The organism is Pseudonocardia broussonetiae (assembly GCF_013155125.1).
Classification (GTDB): Bacteria; Actinomycetota; Actinomycetes; order Mycobacteriales; family Pseudonocardiaceae; genus Pseudonocardia; species Pseudonocardia broussonetiae.
This window is the reverse complement of record NZ_CP053564.1, coordinates 1,738,162-1,751,136: the sequence shown is the minus strand read 5'-3', so window position 1 is coordinate 1,751,136 and position 12,975 is coordinate 1,738,162. Positions and strand designations below refer to the sequence as shown.

Genomic DNA, 12,975 nt, shown 5'->3' with positions numbered 1-12,975 from the left:
GAGCGATGCGACGTGCCCGTTGAGCCCCCGCCCCCGCTCTCGAACCCCCGCGCCGCCCGGACCCGCCAGGCCCTCTACGACGCGGCGGCGCGGCTCTTCGTCGACCGCGGCTACGAGGACACGACGATGGCGAACATCGCGGAGGCGGCCGGCACCTCCCGCCGGACGGCGTTCAACCACTTCCCCAACAAGGGCGACATCCCGATGCTGTGGGTCCGGCAGATGGCCGACAGCGCGATCGACGTGGTGGAGCACGGGGGCACCGACGACGTCGCCGAGGGCGTCCGCGCCTACTTCCGCGTGATCAGCGAGGCGGTGGAGTCCGAACCCGAGCTGAGCCGGCAGATGATGCTCGGCTGGACCGCCGCGCTCGGGCCGGCCCGGTACGAGTCGCAGCTGCTGGCCGACATCGCCCCGATGCTGAGGGACGGTCAGGAGCACGGGCAGATCGACCGCGGGGCGGACGTCGCGGTGGCGGCGCGCGCGCTCAGCGACGTGCTCCAGGGCGCGGTCTTCCGGTGGGTGCGGGAGCCCGACTCCGTGCTGCACGAGAGGGTCGACAGCGCGATCGCGCTCGTGCTGCGCGCGATCACGACGAGGGACTGAGCTTCCCCCGGGATCCGACCGATGACTCCCGGGCCCCGCCGGCGTCTTCCCCTCGACGAGCCCCGACCGATCGACGAAGGAGCAAGGGTGAGCGGTACCAGGGTGTTGGTGGCGGGAGCGAGCATCGCGGGGCCGGCGCTGGCCCACTGGCTGCGCCGGCGCGGAGCCGAGGTGACCGTGGTCGAGCGGGCACCCGGGCTGCGTCCCGGCGGGCAGGCGGTGGACGCCCGCGGGGTGGCCAGGGAAGTCATCCGGCGCATGGGGCTGGACGCCGAGGTGCGCGCGGCCCGCACCGACACCGCCGGGGCGCACACGGTCGACGCGGACGGCACCGTGCTGGAGACCTTCCGCGCCGACGACGACGGCGGCGACGGGTTCATCGCCGAGATCGAGATCCTGCGCGGGGACCTGTCGCGGGTGCTCCACGACGACACGCGCGACGGCGTCGAGTACGTCTTCGGCGACCGGATCGCCGGGCTCACGCAGGACGCGGACGGGGTCGACGTGGTCTTCGAGAGCGGTGGCCGCCGGCGCTTCGACCTGGTCATCGGAGCCGACGGGCTGCACTCGGGGCTGCGGTCGATGGTGTTCGGGCCGCACGAGCGGTTCGTCCGCCACCTCGGGCTGGTGCTGGCCTTCTACAGCGTGCCCAACGAGTTCGGGCTCGACCGCTGGCTGCTCGACCACCAGGACTCCGGGCGCGGCGCCGCCCTGCGCCCTATCCAGGACGCCACCCGGGCCATGGCCACGTTCTCCTTCCCCGCGGCCGACTTCGCCGTCGACCACCGCGACCTCGAGGGCCAGAAGCGCCTACTGCGCGAGCGGGCCGAGGGCCTGGGCTGGCTGGCGCCGCGCATGCTCGCGCACCTCGACGACACCCCGGACTTCTACCTCGACCAGGTCGCCCAGGTGGTGATGGACCGCTGGTCGAGCGGGCGGGTGGGGCTGCTCGGGGACGCGGCGTTCAGCGCGTCGCCGATGTCGGGGCAGGGCACCGGGATGGCCCTGGTCGGCGCGTACGTGCTGGCCGGCGAGCTGGCGGCCGCCGGGTGGGACCCCGACGCCGGGTTCGCCGGCTACGAGGCGCGCCTGCGGTCGTTCGTCGAGGCCAACCAGGAGATCGGCCGGATGCACGTGCACAGCCTCGGCATCCCGGGCGCCGAGCCGGGGCCGGAGCTCGACGCCGACGGGTTCGCCGCGCTGATCGACCGCGCGATCAACGGCGACGAGCTCCCCGACTACGCCGGGGTACCGGACTCCGGGGCCCTCGTCGGCTAGGTGGCGGCCCGCTAGGGACGGCCGAGGTCCCAGGAGTCCGCGGGCGCCGGGGGGCCGAAGAGGTGGCCCTGGGCCAGGGTGCAGCCGAGGTCGACCAGCACCTCGGCCTGCGCCTCCCGCTCGACGCCCTCCACCACGACCGCGATCCCGAGGTCGGCGCCGAAGCTCAGGAGCGCCTTCACGAACTGGGCGGTGTCGACGTTCGTGTCGATGTCGTGCAGGAACCCGCGGTCGATCTTCATGGCCCGCAGCGGGATCTGCCGCAGGTGCAGCAGCGACGAGTACCCGGTGCCGAAGTCGTCCAGCGCGAGCAGGACCCCGATGTCGGCGAGCCGTCCGGCCACGGCGGTCGCGGTGGGGAGGTCGTGGAGCAGCGCCTCCTCGGTGATCTCGAGCGTCAGCTGCCCGGGATCGACCCGGTGCTCGCGCAGGCACGCGGCGACGCGGTCGGGGAAGTCGTGGTCGCCCATGCACAGCGGCGAGACGTTGATCCCGACGTGCATGTCCTGGTGCCCGAGCTGCGCGTTCCAGTGCGCGAGCCGGCGGACGGCGGTGGCGAGCATGTGGTCGGTGAGCGCGGGGAGCAGGCCGAGGCGCGCCGCGACCGGGATGAACAGACCGGGCCGGACGACGTCGCCCTCGTGTGGCCAGCGGGCGAGGGCCTCGAACCCGACGACGACGCGGTCGGGCAGCGTGACGATCGGCTGGTAGGCGGCCTGGATCGTGCCGGTGGTGATCGCACGCTGCAGCGGCTCGCCGAACGCCAGGTCGATCGACGCGGGCAGCGCCATCGACGGGTCGAAGACCACGTACCGGCCCTTCCCGCTGCGCTTGGCCTCGTACATCGCCGTGTCGGCGCGGGCGACCGCGTTGTCGACGCCGCCCGTCGAGCCCTTCGGGCCCAGCTCGGCGACGCCGACCGTGGCGGAGAGCCGGATCCGCCTCCCGGCGAGGGTGACGGTCTGCTGCAGCGCCGCCACCACCTTCGCGGCCAGGGCCTGCGGCTCGGCGTGGTCGACGATGACCGCGAACTCGTCGCCGCCGAGGCGGGCCAGCAGGTCCGCGGGGTCGACGACGCCCCGGAGCCGGTCGGCCACGAGGACGAGGAGCTCGTCGCCGCCCGTGTGGCCGAAGGTGTCGTTGACGGCCTTGAAGTCGTCCAGGTCGATGAGCATCACCGCCGTCGGCCGGTGCCGGCCGGAGCGCTGCAGGTCGGTGAGGCGCTGCAGGAAGCCGGCCCGGTTGGCGAGCCCGGTGAGGTGGTCGTGGTGGGCCCGCCAGTGCAGCTCGGCCTCGCGGGCGGCGGCCTCGACGCGCAGGTGGTCGGCGTGCAGGATCTGCTCGAGCAGCTCGGCCAGCACGTCGAGCAGCGGCCGGTGCGCGTGCAGCTGCCCGGGGTCCGGGTACGGGCGGGGGTCGAGGCCGCAGATCATGCCGAAGACCGACCCGTCGACGTCGCGGATCGGCACGCCGACGTAGGCCCCGATCTCGGCGAACCCGGCGGCGGCGGCGAACGCCGGCACCTCCCGGACGTCCGGGGCGATCGGCGGCGCCGACCCGTCGACGACGTGCCGGCAGAACGACTCCGACCACGGCTGGGCGTGTCCCGACGACGTCCCGTAGAACTCGTCGTGCACGCGCAGGTGCACCTGCTGGTCGTCGACGTGGCGGCTCACCGACCAGAACGCGAGCGGGACGTGCCGCCGCAGGTGGTCGACGACCCGCTGGCAGGCCGCGTCGAACGTCCTCGACGGGGTGGCGGGCGCGGGCGGGCGCGCAGGACGCGCCGTCACACCGCTCATCGCGCTCACCGGCCTTCGTCGAGGTCGTACAGGCGGCTATCGGGTCGACCGGTCCGAACGTGTCACGGACCGACGAGCTTCACCCGTCGGAGTGACGGCGTCACGCACCGAGGACGCGCTCGACGACCTCGACCGACCAGGGCACGGTGAGGACGTTAGAGGAGTAGAGGGCGTTCGAGTCGGGACCTCCGGAGGGTCGCTCGCCGGGGTCCGTTCCCCCGATGCGGGAGTACACCAACCCCGGCGGGCGTGATCAACCCTCTCCCGACCGTTCAGACAGGCGGCCGGCGGTCGGCCCAGGGACGGGCCTGCTCGACGTTCGCGGCGACGCGCAGCGCGAGCGCGTCCTGGTGGTGGCGCGCGGCGATCTGCAGCCCGACCGGCCGCCCGTCGGCGGTGAACCCGGCCGGCACGGTGATCGCCGGGTTGTTGAGCATGTTGTAGGGGTAGGTGAGCAGCCAGTCGAGCAGCTGCTCCCGCAGCGACGCGCCGTCGAGCCACTCGGGGGCGAACCGGTCGAGCGGGATCGTGGCGCTGCACAGCGTCGGGGACACGAGGACGTCGTAGTCGTCCATGAACCGGGTCCAGGTGTCCCACATCCCGCCGCGGAAGACGTCGGCCCGTCCGACGTCGACGCCGGTCAGGGCCTCGCCCTCGCGCATGAGCGCGATCAGGTTGTCGTCGACCTGCCCGTGCAGCGACTCCCAGTCGAGCAGGTCGTGCTCGGAGGCGAAGCCGGGCACCCAGATGCCGTTCCACATCGCCTCGGACGCCGGCCCCCAGCCGGGGGTCGCGTCGGTGACGGTGGCACCGAGCCCCTCGAGGACCGGGAGGACCTCCCGGCACACGGCCAGGACCTCCGGGTCGACGTGGCAGCCGAGGCCGAGGTCGGGGGAGAACGCCACGCGCAGCCCGGAGACGCCGCCGCTCAGCGCGGCGATGTAGGACTGCTCGACGCGCGGGATCGACAGCGGGTCGGCGTGGTCGGGCCCGGCGACGACGTCGAGCATCAGCGCGTTGTCGGCGACGGTCCGGGTGATCGGGCCGTGGTAGGCCCAGTTGTAGTACCGGCCGGCGAGGATCGTCTGCGGGACGACGCCGGTGGTCGGCTTGAGCCCGACCACCCCGCACAGCGACGCCGGGATGCGGACCGATCCGGCGCCGTCGCTGCCCTCGGCGAGCGGGCCGAGGCCGGCCGCCACCGCCGCGGCGGCGCCGCCGCTGGAGCCGCCCGCGCTGTGGCCGCGCTTCCACGGGTTGTGGGTCGGGCCGAACAGGTGGTTGTCGGTGCCGCCGTAGTAGCCGCTCTCCGGGGTGTTGGTCTTGCCCAGGAACAGCCCGCCCGCCTCGCGCATCCGCCACACCAGCACGGCGTCCTCGGTGGCGGTGTTGTGCTTGAGCGGCACCATGCCGAACGTGGTCGGCAGCCCGGCGACGTTCGTCAGGTCCTTGATCGTGTACGGGACGCCGTGCAGCGGGCCGAGCTCGTCGCCCCGGGCGACGGCGGCGGTCAGCTCGGCGGCGTCGCGGACGACCTGGTCCCGGTCGATGTGGATGATCGCGTTGAGGTCGGGGTTGATCCGCTCGACCCGGTCGAGGACGGCCGTGGCGATCTCGGTCGGCGACAGCGCGCCGCTGCGCACCTGCGCCGCCAGCTCCGTCGCGGACATCCAGCTCAGCTCGTCGGACATGGGGCCTCCTGCGCTCGTGAGGCCACCGCGGCCTCCACCTCGTGGGGTCGGGACGCTAGGAGCGGTCGGCAGCGGCGGCATCGGTGATATGACGGATGCGCCGATCGACCGCTACCCCGGGCGCGGTCGCCCGGCTAGCGTCGCGGGGCATGAGCCAGCTGCGGGCGGCGCGCGACCTGCGCGCGTTCCTGCGGCGCCACGGCAGCCGGACGGCGGGGTCCGCGGCGGTCGTGGTGGAGTCGCTGCAGCTCATCGTGCCCACCGACTGCCTCGCCGTGTCCGCCTGGGACCCGGCCGCGCGGCGGCACCGGACGCTCGCGACGTCCTACCCCGGCACGGACACCTCGTTCTTCGACGACGAGTGGCACCACGACCCCCTGTTCCAGCTGCCCCTGCGGCGGCGCGAGCCGGTGCGGATCGGCGACCTGACCGCCGGCGAGCGCCACGGCGCCGTGTTCGACCGCGTGATCGACCCGGCCGGTTTCCGCGACGGCGTGACCCAGTGCCTGTACGCCTCCGACGGCCGCTACGTGGGCATGGTCAACGCCAACTCGCAGCACGCCGGGACCCTCGACGACGACGTCGTGCACCTGCTGGACCTGGTCTCACCGGACCTCGCCGCGGCGATCGACCCCGTGCCCGCGCCGTCGCCGCTGACCGCCCGCCTCGCCGACGGCGGGGTCGGCGGTGGCGGGGCCGAGGGCTTCCTGCTCGCCGCCGACGGCACGACGCGGCCGCTCTCGCCCGGGGCGCGGCCCGACCTCGTGGCCGCCCTCCCGCCGCTGGGCGGCCTGTCCGACGGCACCACCCACCTCGTCGTCGGCGACGCGGTGATCGCCGTCGACACCGCCCGCAGCGGCGACGGGACGGTCGTCCTGCACCGGGAGGTCCCGCCGCCCGACGGGCTCACCGCCCGGGAGCTGCACGTCCTGGCCCTGGTCGCCGAGGGGCACAGCAACATCCGGATCGGGCAGCGCTGCGGGATCAGCGCCCGCACCGTGGCCACGCACGTCGAGCACATCCTGCGGAAGACCGGCGCCCGCAACCGCGCCGAGGCCGCGAGCCGGGCAGCCCGCCTGCGGCTGGTCGTCGGCGCCTGACCCCTCACGGGGAGCGGTCGGTGCGCTCCCGGTCGGACCCGAGCAGGCCGTTGCGGGCCGCGATCGCGACCGCTTCGAGCTTCGAGTGGGCGTCGAGCTTGGTCAGCACCCGCTGCACGTGGTTGCGGACGGTGTTGACGCTGATCCGCAGCTCGTCGGCGATGTCCTGGTTGGCCAGGCCGGCGCCGATGAGGTGCAGGACGTCGGCCTCGCGGCGGGTCAGGTCGCCGCCGACCGTCGTCGCGCGGCGGCCGACGAGACCCCCGGCGACGTCCGGCGAGATCGGGGTCTCGCCGCGCAGCACGGCCTCGACCGCGGCGATCACCGTGGCCACGCTGTGCCGCTTGGTCACGAAGCCGTCGCAGCCCGCGTCCATCGCCTCCTGCAGGACGCCGCGCTGCTCGGCGGCGGTCAGCATGAGCACGCGCGTCCGTGGCGCGAGCCGCTTCACCGCCGCGACCCCACCGGCCCCGGTCCCCGACGGCAGGTTGTGGTCGAGGACGACGACGTCGGGCGGCGCCGCGGCGATCGCGTCGAGGGCCTCGGCGACGGTGCCGCACAGGCCGACGACGTCCATCCCGTTCGCCGCGAGGGCCTCCCCGAGCAACTCACCGAAGATCTGGTGATCGTCCACGAGCAGCACGGTGGGCGCGCGTCCCGGTGTTACGGTCGCCGCGACGGCCGGCGCGGTCACCACCGGCTCCGGCGCGCTGCGGGTCCCGCTACGAGGTGGAACGCCATGCATGAGGTCCTCCGGCCCGACGGCGTCGTCGGCGTCGATCCGCACGAGGTCCGGGTCGTCCGCGCCGCCGAGGTCGCATCGCTGCGCCGATCGTCGCCCGATCGTGCCATCGTCGCGCTGGCCCGGTCGAGCTGCCCGGAGGAGACGGTCGCGGCGCAGCTGGCCGGGGCCGACGTCGTGCTGCCCTGCGTCGACGGGGAGGAGCCGTCGCCGGAGCTCCTCGCCGCAGCCTGCTCCGCCGCCCGGGTGCTGGCCGGCCGGGCCGCGGTGCAGCGGGAGGAGACCAGGCGCGCGGCCCACGAGATCGCGGGCAACGCCTCCGCCGTCGCGATGGCCGCGCAGCTGCTCGCCGCCGAGGCGCCCGCGCGGTCGCGGCAGCTGCAGTCCCTCGCCGCCCAGGGGGCCGAGCTCGCGTGGCGCGCCGGGCGGGCGGCGCGGTCCGGCAGCGGGCCGCTGGAGCCCCTCGACGTCGTCCCGGTGCTGCGCTCGCTGTGCCGGGTCGCGCGGTCGGGCGACGTGGTGCCCACCGTCCGCGTGGTCGGGCCGCGGGCCGCGCACGTGCTGGTCGACCGCGTGCGGTTCGCGCGGGCGATGACCAGCGTGCTGGGCAACGCCCGGCGGGCGGGCAGCGCGGCCATCGAGGTCCGGGTGCGGCAGGAGCCGGACGCCGTGGAGGTCACCGTCACCGACGACGGGCACGGGCTGCCGGCGGGCTGGGACGCCGGAGCCGCGCTGCGCCCGTTCACGACCGGGTGGGAGGTCCCCGGCGACGGGCTCGGCCTGACCGAGGCCGCGGAGTTCGCCGTCGACCACGGCGGGAGCCTGACGGTCGAGCCCGGGCCGGGCACGCGCGTCCGGCTCCGGCTGCCCGCCGCCCCGCCCCGGCCGGTGCCGGCGGGGGCGCCGCTGGTCTCCCCGGTCGCGGAGGCCGACTGGTCGGTCGTGCGGATCCTCGAGGGCATCGCGCGCCGCGACCCGCTCGCCCACAGCCTCGACGCGCTCGTCGCGGCGATGGAGCAGCGCCTGCCGGGCAGCGTCTGCTCGATCCTGCTGCTCGACCAGACCGCCGGCACGCTGCTGCACGGCGCGGGCGAGCGCCTCCCGCAGCCCTACCGCGCGGAGATCGACGGCGTGCGGATCGGACCGTTCGCGGGCTCCTGCGGCACGGCGGCCTTCACGCGCAGCGAGGTGATCGCCGCCGACATCGACACCGACGCGCGGTGGGCCGACTACCGCACCGTCGCGCTGCGCCACGGGCTCCGCTCGTGCTGGTCGACGCCGATCCTGGACGTCGACCGGGGGATCGTCCTGGGCACGTTCGCGGTCTACCACGCCACCAGCTGGACGCCCGACGCCGCGGCGACCGAGCTCGTGCAGCGGCTGACCCACGTGGCCGCCGTCGCGATCGGCACCGCGGAGCTGCACGAGCAGCTCGTCGAGAGCGAGGCGCGGTTCCGCAGCACGTTCGAGACCGCCGGCCTGGGGATCGCCCTCGTCGATCCCGGGGGCCGCATCCAGCAGGCGAACGCCGCGCTCACGGCCATGGCCGGCCGCCGGGTCACCGGGCTGCGGCTGGTCGACGTCGTCGACGCCGAGGACGCGCGGGCGATCGAGCGGGCGATGGCGGAGGTGCTCGACCCGATGTCGGGCGCGGTCTCCGCCGTCGTCGCCGACCGGCTCCCTCCGGCCGAGGTGCGACTCTGGGTCGCCGGCCGCGAGGAGCCGCTGTGGGCGGCGCTGGGCGGCTCGCTCGTGCGCGGCCACGACGGCGGACCGCGGCTGTTCTGCCTCGAGCTGTACGACCTGACCGAGCGCAGGCGGGTGGCGCAGGCCCGCCGCGAGCGGGCCGTCGCCGAGGCGGCCAACCACGCGAAGAGCGACCTGCTCGCGCTCGTCAGCCACGAGCTGCGCACGCCGCTCAACGCCGTCATCGGGTTCGCGCAGCTGCTCGGCGCGGCCGCGCTGACCGAGCAGCAGCAGCGCGACGGCGTCGGCCACATCCTCGGCGCCGGACGCCACCTGCTCCGGCTGATCGACGACCTGATCGACCTGACGGGCGCGGAGACCGGCCAGCTGCGGCTCGCCGCGGAGCCCGTCGCCCTGTCTGGGGTCGTGGGGGAGGCGCTGGAGATCGTCACCGGGCTGGCCGTGGAGCGGGGCGTCGTGCTCAGCGGCCCCGGTGACGGGCCGGCGCAGTGGGTCCGGGCCGACCGGCAGCGGCTCCTGCAGGTGCTGCTCAACCTGCTGGGCAACGCCATCAAGTTCACCCCGGCGGGCGGCCGGGTGACCGTCGGCGTCGAGCGGGGGGCGGTGCGGGTGACCGACACCGGACCGGGCATCGGGCCCGACCACCTCGACCGGCTCTTCACCCCCTTCCACCGCGCCAGCGACACCGGCGCCGAGGGCTCGGGCCTGGGCCTGGCGCTGTCGCAGCGGCTGACCGCCGCGATGGGCGGCCGGCTGGCCGTGGAGAGCGTCGTCGGGGCCGGCAGCACGTTCCGCGTGGAGCTGGCCCCGTGCCCGCCGGGAGGCGCCGACGTCGACGGTCCCGAGGGCGGCGCCCCGGTGCACGCGCCGCGCGGGCGGGTCCTCTACCTCGAGGACGACGGGGCGAGCCGGCAGCTGCTGGCGTCGGCGCTGTCGCGGTGGCCCGCGGTGTCGCTCGGGCTGGCCCGGACGTGTGCGGAGGCGCGGTCCCTGCTCGTCGAGCACCCGGTCGACCTGCTCGTGATCGACGTCGAGCTGCCCGACGGCAACGGCTGGGACCTCGTGCGCGAACTCGCCGAGCGGGGGCTCGGGGTGCCGCCCGCGGTCGTCGTCACGGCCGGGGGGCGCACCGCACCGCCCGGGATGGAGTCCGTGCCGGTCCTCGGCAAGCCGCTGGTCATCGACGAGGTGCTCGCGGCGATCAGCCGGCAGCTGCCCGCACCCGCTCCGCGCTGACCCGCAGCAGGACGGCCAGGAACTCCGCGACGTCGATCGGTTTGGACAGGCAGGCGTCGGCGCCGGCGGCCCGGGCGCGCACCAGGTCGTCGGCGCTGGTCACGCCGGTCAGCGCGACGAGGGCGACCGCGTCGTGCGCGGGGTCGGCGCGGATCCGGCTGATCAACCGGTAGCCGCCGTCGCGGTCGACGCCCATGAGGAGGTCGGTGACCACCGCCGCGGGCACCGGGCCCTCGGCGAGCAGCCGCAGGCCGCCCGCGACGTCCGCGCTCGTGCGCACCCGGTGCCCGGCGGACTCGAGGACCATCCGCAGCAGCTCCAGGCCGGCGGCGTCGTCGTCGACCGCGATCACATCCATCCCCCGGCACCTCCCCGCAGCACGGTAGGGGCTCGGACGGGCCCGGGAGATGGTGCGGATGCACCAGTCGCGGGTGGTGCCGCGAGCGCTTCTCGGCCCCGGTACCCGCTCCTAGCGTGGCGCACACCACACCCGCACCAGATCGACGGAGGACTGCAGTGGGACGAGTTGAGGGCAAGGTCGCCCTGATCACCGGCGGCGCACGCGGACTGGGTGAGGCGACGGGTCGCCTGATGGCCCAGGAGGGTGCGACGGTGGTCCTCACCGACGTCCTCGACTCCGAGGGCGAGACGCTCGCCAAGGACATCACCGCGAACGGCGGCACCGCGAGCTACGTCCACCAGGACGTCACCGACGAGGGCGCCTGGGCCGAGATCACCGGCGCGATCGTCGCCGAGCACGGCCGCCTCGACATCGTCGTCAACAACGCCGGCATCGTCCTCGACGCGAACGTCGAGGACACCACCCTCGAGGGCTGGCGGCACGTCAACGCCATCAACAGCGAGGCCGTCTTCCTCGGCACCCGCGAGGCGATCCGCGTCATGAAGGCGCAGGACCCGCGGGGCGGCTCGATCGTCAACATCTCCTCGATCGCCGGCCTCGTCGGCATCGACAACCTCGCCGCGTACAACGCGTCGAAGGGCGCGGTGCGGCTGTTCACGAAGTCCGCGGCGCTGCACGTCGCCAAGCAGGGCTACGGCATCCGCATCAACTCGGTGCACCCCAGCTACACGTGGACGCCGATGGTGCAGCACCTCGGCGACAACACCGGTGACCGCGACGCCTTCTTCGACGCGCTCTCGCAGGTCCACCCCCTCGGCCGCCCCGGCGAGCCGATGGACATCGCCTGGGGCGTGCTCTACCTCGCCTCCGACGAGTCGCCCTGGGTCACGGGCTCCGAGCTCGTGATCGACGGCGGGATCACGGCGGCATGACGGCCATGAAGCTCGCTCTCTACCTGCCCAACTTCCGCGACAAGGTGACGGTGAAGGAGTTGGAGGACCTCACCGAGCTGGCCGAGGAGCTGGACTTCGACTCGGTGTGGACGCTGGACCGGATCGTGGTGCCGGAGTCCTCGGACCGTCAGGAGCTGCAGTACTCGTTCGGGATGATGGAGGGCCTGCCCAAGGCGCTGCCGGTGTCGGCGCGGGGGGAGTGGTTCCAGGGGATGCCGTTGATCCCGTGGTTGGCGGCGAAGACGTCGAAGGTGCGGATCGGGATGAGCATCATCGATACCCCGTACCGGTCGCCGGGGGTGTTGGCGGCGGAGCTGGCCACGATCGACCACCTGTCCAACGGTCGCCTGAACGTGGGTGTGGGGTCGGGGTGGATGCCCGAGGAGTTCGCGGCGGCGAGTGCGGCGCACATCTTCCCCAAGCGGCACAAGCACGTGCGGGAGACGATCGAGATCATGCAGGGGATCTGGGGCAACGAGCTGTTCGAGTACCACGGGGAGTTCGCGGATTTCGAGTCGTGTGGTTTCGGGGCGAAGCCGGTGCAGCAGCCGGGTCCGCCGATTTACTTCTCGGGGTTGAAGGATCCGAAGCGGTCGGCGGCGCGGATCGCGAAGTACGGGTTGTCGGGGTGGATCGGGATCCAGGACTCGCCGGAGGACATCCGGAACTGGCGGGGGTCGATCCAGCGGGAGCTCGATGAGTTGGACACGCCGCGGTCGGTGGATGATCTGGACATCTGTTCGATGTTGTGGACGGTGATCACGGATGTGGATGTGGACCAGTCGCCGGCGGGGAAGGTGACGAACTTGATGGTGGGGTCGGAGGGGCAGATCACCGACCGGCTCAAGTCGTACAAGGAGGCGGGGTTGACGATGCCGTTGATCTGGCCGCCGTTCGCGGACGTGCCGGTGTCGAAGACGCTCGACGACCTGAAGCGGATCAAGAACGACATCATGCCGAAGGTCGACGCCAGCTAGACCACTCTCGCAGTACCCGCTCGCGGAGCGCGGCCCGTCCCCCCGCGGACCGCGCTCCGCGAGCGGCACACCTCGTTGCTGGACGGGTGGTCGGTCGTTCGCGGCGGTTGCCGCGTGCTGGACCAGGTCCCGCGCGCCGTTGGGTTCCCGCGCACCGAACCGGCTCCCGCGCCGAACCGGATCCCGCGCGTCGAACCGGGTCCCGCGCGGCCCCGGGGGCACGCGGGAGCGGGAAACGCGCGCGGCAGCCGGGAACGCGCGCGGGAGTGCCCGCGGCGTGCGCGGACCGCTGGCCGAAGAGCCGCCACAGGTGTGCTCGAGGCGGCGGGCTCCAGGTGCCCGCTCGACCGGGCCACCCTCGCCGCCGCGGCCCTCCGCGCTCGCGGCCCCTCGGAGCCGCCGCGCGCCGCCACGGTTCCCGCGCACCGAACCAGATCCCGCGCCGAACCGGATCCCGCGCGTCGAACCGGGTCCCGCGCGGCCCCGGAGGCACGCGGGAGCGGGAAACGCGCGCGGCAACCG

Annotated in this window: 10 protein-coding genes; 6 read left to right on the top strand and 4 right to left on the bottom strand. The window is 74.3% G+C overall.

Features of this window, described 5'->3' with window-relative positions:
- Positions 1 to 12 precede the first annotated feature (12 nt).
- Both HOP40_RS08625 and HOP40_RS08620 read left to right on the top strand, forming a co-directional pair.
- Positions 13 to 606, top strand: coding sequence for a TetR/AcrR family transcriptional regulator (locus HOP40_RS08625; protein ID WP_205347129.1), 594 nt, complete (start codon positions 13 to 15; stop codon positions 604 to 606).
- 87 nt (positions 607 to 693) lie between these two features.
- Positions 694 to 1,884, top strand: coding sequence for an FAD-dependent monooxygenase (locus HOP40_RS08620; RefSeq protein ID WP_172156421.1), 1,191 nt, complete (start codon positions 694 to 696; stop codon positions 1,882 to 1,884).
- An 11-nt stretch (positions 1,885 to 1,895) separates the two neighbouring features.
- On the opposite strand, the gene HOP40_RS08615 is transcribed toward HOP40_RS08620, so the two are convergent.
- Together HOP40_RS08615 and HOP40_RS08610 are read right to left on the bottom strand one after the other, a co-directional pair.
- A complete protein-coding gene (locus tag HOP40_RS08615; RefSeq protein ID WP_172156418.1) occupies positions 1,896 to 3,686 on the bottom strand; it encodes a bifunctional diguanylate cyclase/phosphodiesterase in 1,791 nt (596 codons plus the stop codon).
- A gap of 272 nt (positions 3,687 to 3,958) precedes the next feature.
- Positions 3,959 to 5,377, bottom strand: a complete 1,419-nt coding sequence (locus tag HOP40_RS08610) for an amidase (protein WP_172156416.1) — start codon at positions 5,375 to 5,377, stop codon at positions 3,959 to 3,961.
- A 149-nt stretch (positions 5,378 to 5,526) separates the two neighbouring features.
- Between HOP40_RS08610 and HOP40_RS08605 the strand changes: the two genes are divergently transcribed.
- Positions 5,527 to 6,477, top strand: a complete 951-nt coding sequence (locus tag HOP40_RS08605) for a helix-turn-helix transcriptional regulator (RefSeq protein ID WP_172156414.1) — start codon at positions 5,527 to 5,529, stop codon at positions 6,475 to 6,477.
- Between the two features lie 4 nt (positions 6,478 to 6,481).
- Here HOP40_RS08605 and HOP40_RS08600 read toward each other — a convergent pair whose 3' ends face one another.
- Positions 6,482 to 7,111, bottom strand: a complete 630-nt coding sequence (locus HOP40_RS08600) for a response regulator (RefSeq protein WP_172156412.1) — start codon at positions 7,109 to 7,111, stop codon at positions 6,482 to 6,484.
- Positions 7,112 to 7,216: 105 nt separating this feature from the next.
- Here HOP40_RS08600 and HOP40_RS08595 point away from each other — a divergent pair, with 105 nt between their 5' ends.
- Positions 7,217 to 10,162 (top strand): ATP-binding protein, encoded by a 2,946-nt coding sequence (locus HOP40_RS08595; RefSeq protein WP_172156410.1) that lies wholly within the window; start codon positions 7,217 to 7,219, stop codon positions 10,160 to 10,162.
- Here HOP40_RS08595 and HOP40_RS08590 read toward each other — a convergent pair.
- Positions 10,128 to 10,520 carry a response regulator gene (locus HOP40_RS08590; protein ID WP_172156408.1) on the bottom strand — a complete coding sequence of 131 codons (393 nt, stop codon included), beginning with the start codon at positions 10,518 to 10,520 and terminating at the stop codon, positions 10,128 to 10,130. The genes HOP40_RS08595 and HOP40_RS08590 overlap by 35 nt on opposite strands.
- A gap of 116 nt (positions 10,521 to 10,636) precedes the next feature.
- Here HOP40_RS08590 and HOP40_RS08585 point away from each other — a divergent pair, with 116 nt between their 5' ends.
- Together HOP40_RS08585 and HOP40_RS08580 are read left to right on the top strand one after the other, a co-directional pair.
- On the top strand, positions 10,637 to 11,455 hold the full coding sequence (locus HOP40_RS08585; RefSeq protein ID WP_338053052.1) for a glucose 1-dehydrogenase: 819 nt from the start codon (positions 10,637 to 10,639) through the stop codon (positions 11,453 to 11,455).
- A 5-nt stretch (positions 11,456 to 11,460) separates the two neighbouring features.
- Positions 11,461 to 12,453, top strand: coding sequence for an LLM class flavin-dependent oxidoreductase (locus HOP40_RS08580; protein ID WP_172168081.1), 993 nt, complete (start codon positions 11,461 to 11,463; stop codon positions 12,451 to 12,453).
- Positions 12,454 to 12,975: the final 522 nt, after the last annotated feature.

Coding starts and splice junctions, on each gene's coding strand:
- HOP40_RS08615 (WP_172156418.1), bottom strand. CDS start 3,686: ATGAGCGGTGTGACGGCGCGTCCTGCGCGCCCGCCCGCGCCCGCCACC.
- HOP40_RS08610 (WP_172156416.1), bottom strand. CDS start 5,377: ATGTCCGACGAGCTGAGCTGGATGTCCGCGACGGAGCTGGCGGCGCAG.
- HOP40_RS08605 (WP_172156414.1), top strand. CDS start 5,527: ATGAGCCAGCTGCGGGCGGCGCGCGACCTGCGCGCGTTCCTGCGGCGC.
- HOP40_RS08595 (WP_172156410.1), top strand. CDS start 7,217: ATGCATGAGGTCCTCCGGCCCGACGGCGTCGTCGGCGTCGATCCGCAC.
- HOP40_RS08590 (WP_172156408.1), bottom strand. CDS start 10,520: ATGGATGTGATCGCGGTCGACGACGACGCCGCCGGCCTGGAGCTGCTG.
- HOP40_RS08580 (WP_172168081.1), top strand. CDS start 11,461: ATGAAGCTCGCTCTCTACCTGCCCAACTTCCGCGACAAGGTGACGGTG.